The 14,920-nt window shown below is 58.5% G+C and carries 13 protein-coding genes; 8 read left to right on the top strand and 5 right to left on the bottom strand.

All coding sequences use genetic code 11. From position 1 onward, the window contains the following. Positions 1-182: 182 nt before the first annotated feature. The gene (locus tag FFH21_RS01090) at positions 183-1,133 is read right to left on the bottom strand and encodes a homoserine kinase (protein WP_002555690.1); all 951 of its coding nucleotides are present in this window, start codon (positions 1,131-1,133) and stop codon (positions 183-185) included. Between the two features lie 36 nt (positions 1,134-1,169). After that, on the bottom strand, positions 1,170-1,457 hold the full coding sequence (locus FFH21_RS01085; RefSeq protein ID WP_004655238.1) for a DUF2782 domain-containing protein: 288 nt from the start codon (positions 1,455-1,457) through the stop codon (positions 1,170-1,172). A 74-nt stretch (positions 1,458-1,531) separates the two neighbouring features. Between FFH21_RS01085 and polA the strand changes: the two genes are divergently transcribed. Next, positions 1,532-4,297 carry a DNA polymerase I gene (gene polA / locus FFH21_RS01080; protein ID WP_011167410.1) on the top strand — a complete coding sequence of 922 codons (2,766 nt, stop codon included), beginning with the start codon at positions 1,532-1,534 and terminating at the stop codon, positions 4,295-4,297. A 241-nt stretch (positions 4,298-4,538) separates the two neighbouring features. On the opposite strand, the gene yihA is transcribed toward polA, so the two are convergent. Further along, entirely contained in the window at positions 4,539-5,174 is a 636-nt protein-coding gene (gene yihA, locus FFH21_RS01075) for a ribosome biogenesis GTP-binding protein YihA/YsxC (RefSeq protein ID WP_004655245.1), read from the bottom strand. A gap of 294 nt (positions 5,175-5,468) precedes the next feature. Between yihA and FFH21_RS01065 the strand changes: the two genes are divergently transcribed. From FFH21_RS01065 to FFH21_RS01050, 4 genes are all read left to right on the top strand, one after another. Further along, the gene (locus FFH21_RS01065; RefSeq protein ID WP_002555687.1) at positions 5,469-6,113 is read left to right on the top strand and encodes a thiol:disulfide interchange protein DsbA/DsbL; all 645 of its coding nucleotides are present in this window, start codon (positions 5,469-5,471) and stop codon (positions 6,111-6,113) included. A gap of 9 nt (positions 6,114-6,122) precedes the next feature. Continuing rightward, positions 6,123-6,998, top strand: coding sequence for an endonuclease/exonuclease/phosphatase family protein (locus FFH21_RS01060; RefSeq protein WP_002555686.1), 876 nt, complete (start codon positions 6,123-6,125; stop codon positions 6,996-6,998). Next, entirely contained in the window at positions 6,995-9,055 is a 2,061-nt protein-coding gene (locus tag FFH21_RS01055) for a GGDEF domain-containing protein (protein WP_004655248.1), read from the top strand. Before FFH21_RS01060 ends, FFH21_RS01055 begins: the two co-directional genes overlap by 4 nt. A gap of 95 nt (positions 9,056-9,150) precedes the next feature. Continuing rightward, the gene (locus FFH21_RS01050; RefSeq protein ID WP_004666542.1) at positions 9,151-9,930 is read left to right on the top strand and encodes an N-acetylmuramoyl-L-alanine amidase; all 780 of its coding nucleotides are present in this window, start codon (positions 9,151-9,153) and stop codon (positions 9,928-9,930) included. A 68-nt stretch (positions 9,931-9,998) separates the two neighbouring features. Here the strand turns inward: FFH21_RS01050 and FFH21_RS01045 are convergent, their stop codons facing one another. Together FFH21_RS01045 and algB are read right to left on the bottom strand one after the other, a co-directional pair. Continuing rightward, positions 9,999-11,786, bottom strand: coding sequence for a KinB sensor domain-containing domain (locus tag FFH21_RS01045; RefSeq protein WP_005744815.1), 1,788 nt, complete (start codon positions 11,784-11,786; stop codon positions 9,999-10,001). A gap of 10 nt (positions 11,787-11,796) precedes the next feature. Continuing rightward, positions 11,797-13,143 (bottom strand): sigma-54-dependent response regulator transcription factor AlgB, encoded by a 1,347-nt coding sequence (gene algB / locus FFH21_RS01040; protein ID WP_002555682.1) that lies wholly within the window; start codon positions 13,141-13,143, stop codon positions 11,797-11,799. 197 nt (positions 13,144-13,340) lie between these two features. Here algB and FFH21_RS01035 point away from each other — a divergent pair, with 197 nt between their 5' ends. From FFH21_RS01035 to FFH21_RS01025, 3 genes are all read left to right on the top strand, one after another. Beyond that, positions 13,341-14,180, top strand: a complete 840-nt coding sequence (locus FFH21_RS01035) for a BON domain-containing protein (protein WP_005731654.1) — start codon at positions 13,341-13,343, stop codon at positions 14,178-14,180. A gap of 228 nt (positions 14,181-14,408) precedes the next feature. After that, positions 14,409-14,696 carry a hypothetical protein gene (locus FFH21_RS01030; RefSeq protein ID WP_002555680.1) on the top strand — a complete coding sequence of 96 codons (288 nt, stop codon included), beginning with the start codon at positions 14,409-14,411 and terminating at the stop codon, positions 14,694-14,696. Positions 14,697-14,753: 57 nt separating this feature from the next. Next, entirely contained in the window at positions 14,754-14,918 is a 165-nt protein-coding gene (locus tag FFH21_RS01025) for a DUF1328 domain-containing protein (RefSeq protein WP_002555679.1), read from the top strand. Positions 14,919-14,920: the final 2 nt, after the last annotated feature.

Below are 14,920 nucleotides of genomic sequence, written 5' to 3'. Positions count from 1 at the left end.
AGCGTGAGGAACGATAGTCGTCAGGGATAACACTATCGTGCCCATGCTCCGCGTGGGCATGCCGGTCTGGACGCTTCGCGTCCTCTTGCGACGCGGAGCGTCACGCACTGCATTCCCACGCGGAGCATGGGAACGAGAGTCAACCGTCCGACTGGTTCAGACGCGCGGAGACAGGTCTGGTCTCAGAGCGCAAACGGCAAGGCTATGTGCGCTTCCTGGCGCTCAGCCAGACGGCGTTCGAACTCCGCGGGATCATGAATCAGCACGTCCTGACCGGCGAAGGTTTCGGCGGCGATCAGGCGAGACAGCCAGAAACGCACGCAGGCGATGCGCAACATGGTCGTCCAGAGCTTCGACTCCGCCGCAGTGAATGGTCGCAAACCTGCATAAGCCCCCAGCAGCGCACGAGCACGGACGGCATCGAGCTGGCCGTTTTCACGTGAGCACCAGTCATTGAGGGCAATCGCCAGGTCGTAGAGCATCGGCCCGGAACAGGCGTTATAGAAGTCGATCAGCCCGGTCAGGTGCGTGCCTTCAAACAACACGTTGTCACGAAACAGGTCCGCGTGCAGGTTGGCGCGCGGCAACGCCATGATCTGTGGCTTGAAGTCTTCGATCTCTTGAAGGCTCTTTTCCAGCAAGGCTCGCTGGGTTTCGCCCAGATGCGACAGAAAATTGCGCCCCTCACTCAGCATCCAGTCCAGACCTCGATCGGTCTTGCGCTCAAGCACCTGCTCACGGGTCGCCAGATGCAGGTTGGCCAATAGCTCGCCAATCTGCACGCAGTGCTGGGTATTGGGCTCGCTGATGTGCTTGCCTGGCAAACGTGGCTGCAGAAGCGCCGGTTTGTCCGCCAATTGCCGCAGGGCCTCACCGTCGGTGGTGCGCAATGCGTACGGCACCGGCAAATCGGCATCGTGCAGCACGTCGAGCAGCTCGATGAAGAATGGCATCTCCTGCACCGGGCCGCGTTCGACCAGCGTCAGAACGAATTCGCCCTGCTCCAGACTGATGAAGTAGTTGGTGTTTTCGCTACCGGCGGCAATGCCCTGATAGTCAAGCAAACGGCCGAGCCCATAAGGGGCGAGAAATGCTTCCAGCTCGGGCCGGGCCAACGGGGTAAAAACGGACATGTCAGAACTGCCAGCAATTAAAGTGAATGTAGGTGGCTACCATTCGAATATTTTCCACTCCGGGATCAGCATGTCCGGTTGGTCCGAACGGATAAAATTGGGACTTGTACCATCGGATCGCACCAGAAAATAGGGCTTGCCGTGTTTGGGGGTAATCTTCACAGCATACAGAAAGCCGTTCTGGCGGTATTCCTGAATGGTTTTGTCCCCGTCGGTGCGGATAGTAACGTCCGGTGCAGCCGAAGGTGGGTCCTCTGCTGAAACTGCGAGCAAAGGACAAAATGCCAACAGGCCGGTCAATATCAGTCGATTTACCTTGCACATGATAACCTTGTCCCTTTGTCGTCAATGGTCCGCGCATTCTAGCGCCGGCCCCGCCGAAAAGGTTGATTCTGCTCATGACCCAAGCGCCGCTCGTCCTGATAGACGGTTCCTCTTACCTCTATCGCGCCTTCCACGCACTGCCACCACTGACCACGTCCAAAGGATTGCCGACGGGTGCCGTCAAGGGCGTGCTCAACATGCTCAAAAGCCTGCGTCGCCAGTACCCGGACAGCCCGTTTGCGGTGGTCTTCGATGCCAAGGGCGGGACTTTCCGCGACGCGCTGTATACCGATTACAAAGCCAATCGGCCCAGCATGCCGGATGACCTGCGCGTGCAGGTCGATCTGCTGCATGCTTGCGTCAAGGGCATGGGCTATCCGCTGCTATGCGTGGAAGGCGTTGAAGCAGACGACGTGATCGGCACCCTGGCGCGCAGCAGCGCAGCGGCGGACCGTCCGGTGATCATCTCCACCGGTGACAAGGACATGGCGCAACTGGTCGACGGACACATCACCCTGGTCAACACCATGACCGGCAGCGCCCTGGACGTGGCTGGCGTGAAAGAGAAGTTCGGCGTCGGTCCGGAGCACATCATCGACTACCTCGCACTGATGGGCGACAAGGTCGACAACATACCTGGCGTCCCCGGCGTCGGCGAAAAGACTGCCGTCGGCTTGCTGGTTGGCGTGGGCGGCGGGATCAAGGAGCTTTACGAGCGCCTCGAAACGGTCGCGACCCTGCCTATTCGTGGGGCCAAGACCCTGGCGGCGAAGCTTGAAGAGCATCGTGCGATGGCCTTCCTGTCCTATGAACTGGCAACTATCAAGATCGACGTGCCACTGGACATCGAACTGGACCAGTTGCATTGCGGCGAGCCGGACCGCGACAAATTGATGGAGCTGTACGCCGAGCTGGAATTCAAAAGCTGGATCGAAGACCTGCAACGTGATGCCAAACGCGCCGGGCAGGAGCTGGCCGTCGAAGAGCCAACCGTCGAGGCAAAAGAAGCCGCCTATGAAGTCATTCTCGAGCAGAGCCAGTTCGACGCGTGGCTGAAGAAGCTCAACGCCGCGCCGCTGTTCGCCTTTGTGATCCAGAGCAACGGCACCGACGCCCAGCGCGCGCAACTGGTAGGTTTGTCTTTTGCCATTCAAACCCATGAAGCCGCCTACATTCCGCTGACCCACTCCTACATGGGGGTGCCGCAGCAACTGGACCGAGACACAGTACTCAAGGCGCTCAAGCCGCTGCTTGAAGACCCGGATAAAACCAAGGTCGGTCAACACGCCAAGTTCGCTATCAACCTGCTTGCCAACTGCGCGCTCGACGGCGATCAGACACAAGGCATCGACCTGCAGGGCGTCAGGTTCGACACCATTCTGGAATCCTACGTTCTGGATTCCACTGCCACCCGCCACGACCGTGACAGCCTGGTGGCCAAGTACCTGACGCACACGCCGATCAACTTCCAGGAGATCGCCGGCAAAGGTGCCAAGCAGCTGACCTTCGACCAGATCGCCATCGAGCAGGCTGGTGATTATGCTGCCGAAGAAGCCGACCTGACCCTGCGCCTGCATGAAGTCTTCGAAGCGCGTCTGGCCGCAATTCCAACCTTGCAGCCGGTCTTGAACGACATCGAGATGCCGCTGGTGCCCGTCCTTGCAGGCATCGAACGCCAGGGCGCACTGGTCGATGCCAACCTGCTGGGCATCCAGAGCGTCGAACTGGGCGACAAGATGACCGCGCTGGAGCGCGAAGCCTTTGCTATTGCCGGTGAAGAGTTCAACCTGGGCTCGCCCAAGCAGCTCGGCGTGATTCTCTACGAAAAGCTCGGTATGCCGATCCTCAGCAAGACCGCTACCGGCCAGGCATCGACTGCCGAGGCCGTGCTGGCCGAACTCGCCGAGCAGGACTTCCCGCTGCCCAAGGTACTGATGCAATACCGCTCGATGAGCAAGCTCAAGAGCACTTACACCGACCGCCTGCCGGAGCAGATCAACCCGCGCACCGGACGCATTCACACCTCCTATCACCAGGCAGTGGCGGTGACCGGGCGCTTGTCATCCAGCGATCCGAACCTGCAGAACATCCCGATCCGTACTGCTGAAGGCCGACGCATCCGTCAGGCGTTCGTGGCCCCCAAGGGCTACAAGCTGCTGGCGGCAGACTATTCGCAGATCGAACTGCGCATCATGGCGCATCTGGCACAGGACGAAGGCTTGCTGCATGCCTTCCGCAACGACCTGGACGTTCACCGCGCGACGGCAGCGGAAGTCTTCGGCGTCGAGCTGGAAAACGTCACCACGGACATGCGCCGCAGCGCCAAGGCGATCAACTTCGGCCTGATCTACGGCATGAGCGCGTTTGGCCTGGCCAAACAGATTGGCGTGGACCGCAAGCAGTCACAGGCTTATGTCGACCGTTACTTCGCCCGCTACCCCGGCGTGCTGGATTACATGGAGCGCACACGTGCGCAGGCCGCCGAGCAGGGTTTTGTCGAGACCATTTTCGGCCGTCGCCTGTACTTGCCGGACATCAACGCCAAGAACCAGTCCCTGCGCAAAGGTGCCGAACGCATGGCGATCAACGCGCCGATGCAAGGCACTGCGGCGGACATCATCAAGAAAGCCATGGTGGCCGTGAATGGCTGGCTGGAAGAATCCGGTCTGGATGCGCGGGTCATTCTGCAGGTGCATGACGAACTGGTGCTGGAGGTGCGCGAAGACCTGGTCGATCAGATCAGTGAACAGATCCGCCCACACATGAGTGGCGCAGCAGAATTGGCAGTGCCGCTGCTGGTGGAAGTCGGGGTCGGCAACAACTGGGACGAGGCGCACTGACTCTGAAAGGGCGAACCTGTCAGCAGGTTCGTCAAACATTGTAGGAAATGTGAACTTTTCTTCATTGCTGGAACTTAACCGTTTGGATAGGAGTCAGAGGTCTCGATTGGTTGAAAAATCGATCGTGCTCCTAGTTGTGTTAAGTGTTGGCAGTTATCCAGATCCCACCCTAAGGTCTGGACCTTAAGCCCCGGAACTTCCCCCTCCCCATGCGAAGTCCGGGGTCTTTTTTGCCTGCGATTTACTCCGCAGGCGCCTTGTCTTCCAGTTCCATCCAGTCGGCCAGCACGGTGTAAGCCTCCTCCAGCCCCATGCGCTTGGGAGCCGAGAACAACTGGATGCTCACTGCATCGCCCCAGCCTTTGCGAATTTCGGTCTGAACCTTGAGCAGCGTGTTCTTCGCAGCGCCATAGGTCAGCTTGTCGGCCTTGGTCAGCAGAATGTGCATCGGCATGTTGCTGGCGATGGCCCAGTCCAGCATCAACAGGTCGAAATCGGTCATTGGATGACGGATATCCATCATCAGGATCAGACCCTTCAGGCTTTCGCGGCTGCCCAGATAGGCTTCAAGGTGGCGCTGCCAGTGCAGTTTGAGCGGGATAGGCACTTTGGCGTAGCCGTAGCCTGGCAAGTCGACCAGACGTCGATCTTCATCAAGCCCGAAGAAGTTCAGCAGTTGAGTGCGCCCCGGTGTCTTGGAGGTGCGCGCCAGGCTGGCATGGGTCAGCGTGTTCAGCGCGCTCGATTTGCCTGCATTGGAACGACCGGCAAAAGCGACTTCAAACCCTTCGTCGTCGGGGCATTGGTCGACCTTGGCGGCGCTGAGCATGAACGTGGCCTGTTGGCACAGACCGAGGATGGGGTTTTTGAGTTGCATGTGATTTCCGGTGAAGGCCCTGCCTGCAAAGGGAGCGGCAAGAGGTGTCGGTTTCGTTTGAATGCGTAGGCATATAATGACACACCTGTCCCCCGGCCCACACTGGCACTGTATCGGGCCGCTCTGGCTGGCGGCTGGAACATTCAGACATGACCTGCTTCACTACTTATGCAAAAAGGCCGTCCGTGGTCACCCATTTTTACAACCTCAGCGTTACACTAACGAACTCAGGCTTTCGCGTTCGGTCGAAACCACCGTCGCTTGAAGGCGATTCAATCTGCTTAGGAGTAAAGCATGCGTAATCTGATCATCAGCGCCGCTCTGGTTGCCGCCAGTCTGTTCGGTATGTCCGCCCAGGCTGCCACGCCCATCGAGGCAGGCAAGCAATACGTCGAGCTGGCGAGCGCTGTGCCTGTTGCCGAGCCAGGCAAGATCGAAGTCGTCGAGCTGTTCTGGTATGGCTGCCCGCACTGCTACGCGTTCGAGCCAACGATCAATCCGTGGATTGAAAAACTGCCGTCCGACGTCAAGTTCGTACGCATCCCTGCCATGTTCGGCGGCCCGTGGGATGCACACGGCCAGCTGTTCATCACCCTCGACACCATGGGCGTCGAGCACAAGGTTCACGCGGCCGTATTCGAAGCCATCCAGAAAGGCGGCAAGCGTCTGACCGACAAGAATGACATGGCTGACTTCGTCGCCACACAGGGCGTGAACAAGGAAGACTTCCTGAAAACGTTCGACTCTTTCGCAGTCAAGGGCAAGATCGCCCAGTACAAGGAACTGGCCAAGAAGTATGAGGTGACTGGCGTTCCGACCATGATCGTCAATGGCAAGTACCGCTTTGACCTGGGCTCTGCCGGCGGTCCGGAAAAGACTCTGGAAGTTGCCGATCAATTGATTGCCAAAGAGCGAGCGGCTGCTACAGCCGCCAAGTAAGCGCCCGCCATGCGCCGCTGGGGCAAGGGCAGCACCCGTATCGTTGGCCTGCATGATCCGCAGGTCAACGAACATCATCTGACGCAAAACGGCCTGCCGGAAGACGGCAGGCTGCGTTTGCTCAGTTTCAATATCCAGGTGGGTATCAGTACCCAACGCTACCACCACTACCTGACGCGCAGCTGGCAGCATCTGCTGCCACATGGCGGCAGGGCAGGCAACCTGCAGAAAATCGGCGATCTGATCAACGATTTCGATCTGGTGGCGTTGCAGGAAGTCGATGGCGGCAGCATGCGCTCCGGCTTCGTCAATCAGGTCGAGCACCTTGCTCAACTGGGTGGCTTTCCGTACTGGTATCAACAGCTCAATCGCAATCTCGGTCGCCTCGCCCAGCACAGCAATGGTGTGCTAAGTCGCTTGCGCCCGACCAAGATCGAGGATCATCCGCTGCCGGGTCCGGCCGGGCGCGGGGCAATTCTTGTCCGCTTCGGCGAAGGCGAAGATGCGCTTGTGGTGGTCATGATGCACCTGGCTCTGGGCACTCGTACCAGAACCCGGCAACTGGCTTACATTCGCGACCTGATCGGCGGTTATCGCCATCAGGTGCTGATGGGCGACATGAATACCCACGCCAATGACCTGCTGGAGCACTCGCCGCTACGCGATCTGGGCCTTTTGGCACCGCAAATCGAAGCGACCTTTCCAAGCTGGCGACCACAACGCTGCCTTGACCACATTCTGCTCAGCCCGACCCTCACACTTGAACGCGTACAGGTACTGGCGCAGCCCATTTCCGATCACCTGCCGGTTGCTGTCGAGATTCGCCTGCCAGACTCACTGCGTGGGGACTCACTGCCTGTGCCCTCTGGTGGAAGCCTTGCATGAGCGACGACGCGGAGCGTTGGAAAGAGAAGTACCTCAAGGGAATCGAGCAACAGGATAAGCTCGAAAAGCGCTGGGATGCGCGGCTCGACTTGCTGCGCCGCGGTCTGGTGCGCAGCAGCCTGGCAGCAGAAGGCTCTGACCGCGCCGTCGATGAATGCATGAAGGAAATGCGCGAAATTGTCCGCAAGGACGATATGGACGCCGGTCTGGCAGCCTTGATTCCGCGCCTCGAAAAAGCCGTACTGGACTCCGAGCATCGCCGTGAAGTACGGGTCGGGCAAATTGGCTCGGCACTGACCGCACTGGTTGCACAACTGCAAGCGCTACCGTTGCCACGAGAGGTACGCAAGCCACTCAAGCGCTTTGCCAAGGACCTTGAAGAACGTGCATCGCAGGCGCGCGAGCTGCCTTTGCTGCTCAGCGAGTTGAGTGGTTTGCAGGGCCAGGCCCTGACCCTGCTCGAAAAGCACGAAGAGGGCCCACGCCAAGGGCTTCTGCAGCGTTTGTTCGGTTCGCGGGACGAACATGGCAATGAGCGCCCTCCCGAGGCTGCCCACCCCGAAAACGCCCCTTCTGCTCAGGAAACGCATGAGACGCACGTGCAACCTGAGGCCGCGAACGCTCAAGCGCCGATAGACGTTGCCGCAGCGGAAGTAGAAGCTGCCATTGCCCCCGACATCGTCAACCAGAAGACAAAGGACGCACACACACTGCCGCCACAGGTTTCAGAAGCCGAAACCGCTATCGTTACGGCACCTGAAACACCTGTGCCATCGCCAGCCGCAGCAGCCCTTGCTCCAGCCCTGGCCGAAACAGTCACCGAACCTGCGGTTGTCCCTGTCGAGCCTATCGATTTCACTGACCTGCTGGGCCCCGTTCCTTCAGTGCCCTACCAGCAACGGCCTGCTCCAATCATCCAGGCACTGGAACAGCCGCAAGAGGATGCCGAATCAGAAACCGAAACGGTGGAAGGCGAAGAGGGTTATTCGCTGCCCTCCTCGCCAGAACCCAGCTACAGCTCGGTGGCGGCACACATTGAGGAAACCCTGCTGGGCCTGCTCGATGACCTGACCTTGTCGGAGCACTTCCGCCCGCAGGTCGAGGACATGCAGTTACGCTTGAAACATGGGCTCAACTGGTACGAACTGCTACCGATCCTCGACGATCTGGCAGTTCTGATGCTGGCAATCAACAACGGCGGCCAACAGGAATTCAGCACCTACCTCAAACAACTCAATGAGCGGCTCGAATCGTTTCAGAGCCATTTGCAGGCTGCCAGTGAAGATCATGCCGAGGATCAGTCCACAGCCCGCGACCTGAACGAGCAGTTGCGCGAACAGGTGGGCGGCCTGCAGATCAGCGTTCAGGACGCTTCCGACCTGACCAGTCTCAAGCAGGTGCTCGACAACCGCTTTGAAGGCTTGCTCAGCACCATGGACCACTACCAGCTCAAGCGTGACGCACGCGAGCGGGAAGTTGCCTCGCGGCTGCAAGGCCTTTCGGCCCGCGTTGCGAGCATGGAGCAGGAAGCGCTGGGTTTCAGGACTCACCTGGAAGAACAGCGCCAAAAGGCCTTGATCGACCCGCTCACCGGCCTGCCCAATCGCGCAGCCTGGGGCGAGCGCCTCGAACAGGAGATGAGCAAGTGGCAACACGAGAAAAACAGCCTGCTGGTGTGCATTCTGGACTTGGACCACTTCAAGCGCATCAATGACGGATATGGCCACCTGGCAGGCGATAAAGTGCTGAAGATCGTCGCCAACGTTTTCAGGAAACGCCTGCGCAGCGACGATTTTCTCGCCCGGTTTGGCGGTGAGGAATTTGTCATGCTGTTGCCTGCTACGCCTCCCGGCACCGGGCTGACGTTGCTCGACGAACTTCGAGCTGCGGTGGAGTCATGCCCGTTTCACTTCAAGGGCGAGCGCGTGACGATCACCGTATCTATTGGAGTGACGGCTTTTCGAACGGCTGAACGCAGTGACACTGCGATCAAGCGCGCCGATCAGGCGCTGTACAGGGCCAAGGAAAATGGCCGAAACAGGGTCGAACAAGGCTGACTGAAATATTTTGACCTGAACGAGCACGTCAATGCCGAAGCTATTTGTACGCATGTTGTTATGATATTGCATTTCCCGCTGACGCTGCCGATCCCATGAAACTGTATTTCTCTGCCTTTCTGCTGCTCATCCTCACTGCCTGCGCCAGTGGCCCCAGGCTGGACACCAGCCATCCATCGGTGAATTTCGATGGCCGGGTTCAGTACGTGATCATGCATTACACCTCCACCTCGATGGAGAAATCCCTCCAGCTTCTGACCCATGGCGAGGTCAGCAGCCACTATCTGATTGGCGATGACAGCAAGGCCACTATCTACAAGCTGGTCGATGAAAGCGCCCGCGCCTGGCATGCTGGCGAAAGCGAATGGGAAGGCCGTACCTGGCTTAATTCCAGCTCGATCGGCATCGAGATCGTCAACCCCGGCTTCAAGGACACACCGGCAGGCCGGTTGTGGTACCCCTACACCGAAGCACAGATCCAGTCGATCACAGTACTGCTCAAAGACATTGTCAAACGCAACAAAATCGATCCAAAACACATCATCGGCCACAGCGACATAGCGCCGACGCGCAAACAGGACCCTGGCCCGCTGTTCCCCTGGAAGCGCCTTGCTGCCGAAGGGCTCGGCATCTGGCCTGACGAACGTCTCGTTGCCCAGCATCAGGCATTGCTGGCAACCAACCTGCCAAGTATTAGCTGGTTCCAGCAACAACTGGCACGTCTGGGTTACAGCACCCCGCAGACCGGAGAGCTCGACACCGCCACGCGTCAGGTGCTGGCGGCATTCCAGATGCACTACCGCCCCGCGCGCTTCGACGGCGAACCCGATGCACAGAGCGCAGCCATCTTGCAGGTGCTTAACCGCGTCAATTAATCAGGGCACAACCTGATATTTGATGCTCTTATGAAGGGTATACAGGCAGCACTTTCAAGGCAGTGCCGTCAAAGCGGCAACGCCATATAGAACTGCGTGCCCTGCCCCGGCCTTGAATAGACCCCCATGCGCCCGCCGTGCAGCTGGACGATCTCCTTGCACAGCGCCAGCCCGAGTCCGGCACCGCCTTTTTTGCGACCGACCTGCACGAAGGGTTCGAAGATTCGTCCCTGCTGCCCGTAGGCAATGCCCTCACCGTTGTCTTCAACGCTGATGATCGCCCGCTCGCCATGACGCCTGGCCTGCAGACGAATCAGACCGTTCTGCGGCGTGTGCCGCAGCGCATTGTCCAGCAGGTTGTCCAGCACCCGCTCCAGCTGGGACTGATCGGCATGCAGGCGCGGCATGGGTTCCTGCATATCCAGCATCAGTACGATGTCCTGCTCAAGGGCCTTGTCCTCGAATCGCGCTCTGGCTTCTTCGAGCAAGGTTTCGATGGAGCACGGTGCCAGTTTGAGTTTCTGCAGACCGTTCTGGTAACGCGAGAAATTCAGCAGGTCATTGATGAGCTGCATAAGGCGCTGCATTTCTTCGGTGACCGTATTGAGCAGATCGGCCTCACGGGTTTCGGGGGCGAAATGCAGGCGCTCCTGGAGAAGACCGAATGCCATGTGCATACCCGTGACAGGCGTACGCAGCTCATGCGACGCGCGCAGGACGAACTCACTGCGCACCCTCTCGAAAGCACGCTGTTCGGTGACGTCATGCAGCACCATCACCGCGCCGAGGATATGGCCTTTGGTATGACTGACCGGCGTCATGCTGTAGGTCAGCAGGCGCGATTCACCGTCGATTTCGATGGCCAGGTCTTCCGGCGCACGCTCCAGCGTCCCGCCACGCAGTACCAGATGCAATTGCTCATCCAGCTCAGGTCGGCCCAACGCATCTCCAAGGCTCTGCCCGAGGCGACTCTCGTCCCAGCCGAGTTGACGCTGGGCCACCGGGTTCAAGTGCTCCAGATGCCCTTGGCGATCAATCATCAGCAGGCCATCGTCGATACTGTCGAGAACCGCTTGCAGACGCTGCTGGCCAGCCAGTAATTCATCAATATTGGTCGCCTGATGCTGACGCAGGGCTTCGGCCATGATGCCGAATCGCCGGGTCAGCAGGTTCATCTCGGCGGCCGACGAAATAGGCAGCGTGACTTCGTAGTCCCCTTCTCCGATGCGATCGGCAGCCTTGGCCAGCGCCTCGATCGGCGCACCGAAACGCCGGGCGATACCGTGCGCAGTCACAAAGCCGATACATAGCACCGCCAGCCCGACCAGCCCCAGCAAACCCGCGATCCATAGTGCACGATCACGGGAGTTGATTTCGGCGCTGCTGATGTTCTCCAGCGCCTTGCGATGTACAGCCAGCAAGCCATTACGCAGGTTGTCGAAGCTGTCACTCAGCTGCGGTACGCCGCGTATGCCTCGCGCATCGTTGCCGTATTGCTTCCAGGTATCGATGAATTGCCGGTAATCGCCCTTGGTCTTTTCGAAACCATTGCGTACGTTTTGCTGGGTATCCTGTACCGAGCCCTCCTCCAGCAGCTCTTCAAACTGACTCTGGATTCTTTCCAGCTCAGCCTGATCGCGCTTGGCACCTGTCATCAACACCAGTTGATCACCCAGGTTCTGGCGCAGCTTCAAGCCCAGATCCAGAATGGCGAAGTTATGCTGGATCAGTGATTCCTGGGTCCGGGCCATTTGCATGACGCTGACGAGCCCCAGCAGCAGTCCGAGCAAAGCAACGGTGATCAGTGCCGAGATACTCAGAAAGAGGCGGGTGCGCAGTTTCATGGCCAGCTTCATTTGAGGCCTTTCACAGGTTGTACTGTTTACGTTTGCGGTAAAGCGTCGACGCATCGATACCCAGCGTCTTGGCGGCCTGGTCAAGTGTTTCGCTGGTCGCCAGCACGGCTCCGATGTGTGCTTTTTCAAGCTCGTCCAGGCTCAAGGCGGCGCCGACACGCGGCGCATTGTTCGTCGGCTGCTCGGCCATACCCAAGTGGCTGATCTCCACACGTTCCTGCGGACAAATGATGCTGGCACGCTCGATGACGTTGCGCAGTTCACGAATGTTGCCAGGCCAGCGGTAGTTGAGCAGCGCTGCACGGGCCTCTTCACTGAACCCTCGAGCCGGGCGAGCGTACTCCTTGACGAAGCGCGCCAAAAACCGGTCCGCCAGGGTCAGGATGTCTTCGCTGCGCTCACGCAGGGCTGGCAGGTGCAGAGTGATCACGTTCAGGCGGTACAGCAAATCCTCACGGAAGCGCCCGCTGCGCACCATGTCTTCCAGATTCAGGTTGGTGGCGGCCAGGATACGTACATCGGCACGTCGGGTAACCGGGTCACCCACACGCTCGTATTCCTTGTCCTGAATGAAGCGCAGCAGCTTGGGTTGCAGCGTCAGCGGGAAATCGCCGATCTCGTCGAGGAACAGTGTGCCGCCGTCCGCCTGATTCACACGGCCCAGAGTGCTCTCACTGGCACCCGTGAAGGCCCCGCGACTGTGGCCGAACAGTTCGCTTTCCATCAGTTCTGCGGTGAGCGATGGGCAGTTGATCGTGACGCAGGACTTCTTTGCCCGCTTGCTCCAGCCGTGAATCGCCCGTGCCAGCTCGCCTTTACCGGTCCCCGATTCACCCAGAATCAGAATGTTGGCATCGGTCACGGCAACCTGGCGGGCAGTTTCCAGAATGGCCATCATCGAAGGACTGTGGGAATCCAGTCCGTCTTTGGGCTTGCGAACCTCGCCTTCCAGTGCCTCAAGGCGAGCAGACAGTTGGCGCACTTCAAGCTGTTTGGCGGTAGCAAGACGCAGCTGATCGGGGCTGCACGGCTTTACCAGATAGTCGGCTGCGCCCGCCTGAATGGCATCAACAGCCGTATCGACCGCAGAGTGTGCAGTCACGATGACCACACGCATCCACGGTGCCTGAATACGCATCTGCGCCAGTACATCCAGGCCGTTATCTTCACCCAGACGCAAATCGAGAAAGCACAGGTCGAAAACCTGGCGCTGCATGAGCGTGTCAGCCTGGGCTGCGCTGTTGGCAGTGGCGACACTGTAACCTTCGTCTTCCAGACAGTACCGGAAAGTGCGGAGGATGGCGGACTCATCGTCCACAAGCAGAATACGGCCCTGATTCTCAGTGGCTGCTTCCATTTTTCCTACGCTCCTTAATGAATTGTCTCAGTTAGTCTCGGAATCATCGGGCAAGTTGCATGGTCAATTCTGATTGATTCTTCGGCATGCATGGTAGCTTTCTGAACGCCCAATGGCGAACAGCCTGATTAATCCGCGTTTATGTCGTTAAAGCCGTCCACTCGGAGACGAAATCCCATCGCAAAAGGAACGCTCATATGTTTTCACTGAAAAAGATTGCTCTGATCACCGCCGCCGCTGCGCTGCTTGGCAGCGGCCCGGTACTCGCCCAACCTGATTTGCCCACCCAACTCGCCGAGGCGCGTCAGGAAGGTTCGATCTGGACAGCTTTCGCGCTGAACAAACATCTGAGCCCGTTCAAGATCGATGTAAACGTCGACCAGGGCACTGCGACTCTAAAGGGCAAGGTTGAAAACGAGGTTGATCGTGAGCTGGCCGAACGCATTGCGCTGGATACCAAAGGCATCGAAAAGGTCGACAACCAGCTGGAGGTAGACCCTGCCGTTGCCAGCGAGCCTGGTACGCGAACCAACATGGCCCAGCGTTTCGAAGATGCCACGCTGGTCGCGACGGTGAAATCCAAATTGCTGTGGAGCAGCGTGACTGAAGCGCTGACCATCGATGTTGATAGCAAAGATGGCGTGGTCACCCTCAAAGGCCGCGCGCAAAGCCCCGAGGCCAAAGAGCTGGCTGGCAGCCTGGCAAGCAATACTGACGGGGTGATCAGCGTCAACAACCTGATCAGCCTGAGCGCAGCCGACTCGATCGCTGCCAAGACCCAGCCCCAGACATTGACCCCAACCGAGGAAATGAGCGACGCCTGGATCACCAGCAAGGTGAAGGCGAGCCTGATTTACAGCCGGACGCTGGACGGACTCAACATCAAAGTGGATACCAAAGCCGGTGTGGTAAGCCTGAACGGCGTGGTTGCCAACTTTGCAGAGAAGGAACTGGCTGTGGAAATCGCGCGCAACATTCGTGGCGTCAAGGGAGTGAATGGCGACGCTCTGAAGGTCATGGCGCGTAGCGCAGGCTGATCGCCCAGGCGCACAACGCTGAACGCTTCGTGCAGAACGCACGATTACAAAGGTGTAATCGTGCAGCTTGCTGGTAGGACGTCTCTGCAAAACTCCGCAGGCCATTGATTTTAAAGGATTTAAATTACATCAACAAACTGGCATGCAGTCTGCAATAACCCATTCAACAAGGTCGATATACAACGACCCATCAGATTGAATGCCCACTCAGGCCAGGGGAGTTTGCAGATGAACAGCCAGCGTATTGCACAATTGCGTATCTCCCCTCTGCACATTCAGCAAGGTCTTTTTCTACTCCTTGCGCTGCTTGTCACTCTGATCGCCATTCAGCAGTTCCAGCGTTGGAATCAAGCCAACGAAGCAACTCAAGCCAGACAGCAATTCATCCAGACCAGCAGCATTTCTTACCGCGGCGTAAGCGCCCCAGCGGTCAAGGATGCCTCCTCGAGCCTTCGCCCTGTCGATGGCCTGGTGTCTGTAGATGAAGTCGCACCGCAGCAAAAATGGGTTTTCTGACCCGACCTGAAAAATCGCAGTATTCACATTAAAACGGCACCAAAAAGGAGTATCACCATGTTGAGTTGGGCAATCACGTTTCTGATCATCGCCATTGTCGCTGCAGTACTGGGCTTCGGTGGTATCGCGGGCACGGCTACCGGTATCGCCAAGATCCTGTTCGTCGTCTTCCTCGTGATGTTCGTTGTGTCGTTCTTCTTCGGTCGTCGCGGTCGAGGCTGATA

Source organism: Pseudomonas sp. KBS0707 (genome assembly GCF_005937945.2).
GTDB classification, from domain to species: domain Bacteria; phylum Pseudomonadota; class Gammaproteobacteria; order Pseudomonadales; family Pseudomonadaceae; genus Aquipseudomonas; species Aquipseudomonas amygdali.
The sequence above is the reverse complement of the archived record's forward strand: the minus strand, read 5'-3'. Positions and strand labels throughout refer to the sequence as shown.

Bases quoted from the DNA above. Each gene is read 5' to 3' on its own strand.
- FFH21_RS01090 (WP_002555690.1), bottom strand. From the start codon at position 1,133: ATGTCCGTTTTTACCCCGTTGGCCCGGCCCGAGCTGGAAGCATTTCTC.
- FFH21_RS01085 (WP_004655238.1), bottom strand. From the start codon at position 1,457: ATGTGCAAGGTAAATCGACTGATATTGACCGGCCTGTTGGCATTTTGT.
- polA (WP_011167410.1), top strand. From the start codon at position 1,532: ATGACCCAAGCGCCGCTCGTCCTGATAGACGGTTCCTCTTACCTCTAT.
- yihA (WP_004655245.1), bottom strand. From the start codon at position 5,174: ATGCAACTCAAAAACCCCATCCTCGGTCTGTGCCAACAGGCCACGTTC.
- FFH21_RS01065 (WP_002555687.1), top strand. From the start codon at position 5,469: ATGCGTAATCTGATCATCAGCGCCGCTCTGGTTGCCGCCAGTCTGTTC.
- FFH21_RS01060 (WP_002555686.1), top strand. From the start codon at position 6,123: ATGCGCCGCTGGGGCAAGGGCAGCACCCGTATCGTTGGCCTGCATGAT.
- FFH21_RS01055 (WP_004655248.1), top strand. From the start codon at position 6,995: ATGAGCGACGACGCGGAGCGTTGGAAAGAGAAGTACCTCAAGGGAATC.
- FFH21_RS01050 (WP_004666542.1), top strand. From the start codon at position 9,151: ATGAAACTGTATTTCTCTGCCTTTCTGCTGCTCATCCTCACTGCCTGC.
- FFH21_RS01045 (WP_005744815.1), bottom strand. From the start codon at position 11,786: ATGAAGCTGGCCATGAAACTGCGCACCCGCCTCTTTCTGAGTATCTCG.
- algB (WP_002555682.1), bottom strand. From the start codon at position 13,143: ATGGAAGCAGCCACTGAGAATCAGGGCCGTATTCTGCTTGTGGACGAT.
- FFH21_RS01035 (WP_005731654.1), top strand. From the start codon at position 13,341: ATGTTTTCACTGAAAAAGATTGCTCTGATCACCGCCGCCGCTGCGCTG.
- FFH21_RS01030 (WP_002555680.1), top strand. From the start codon at position 14,409: ATGAACAGCCAGCGTATTGCACAATTGCGTATCTCCCCTCTGCACATT.
- FFH21_RS01025 (WP_002555679.1), top strand. From the start codon at position 14,754: ATGTTGAGTTGGGCAATCACGTTTCTGATCATCGCCATTGTCGCTGCA.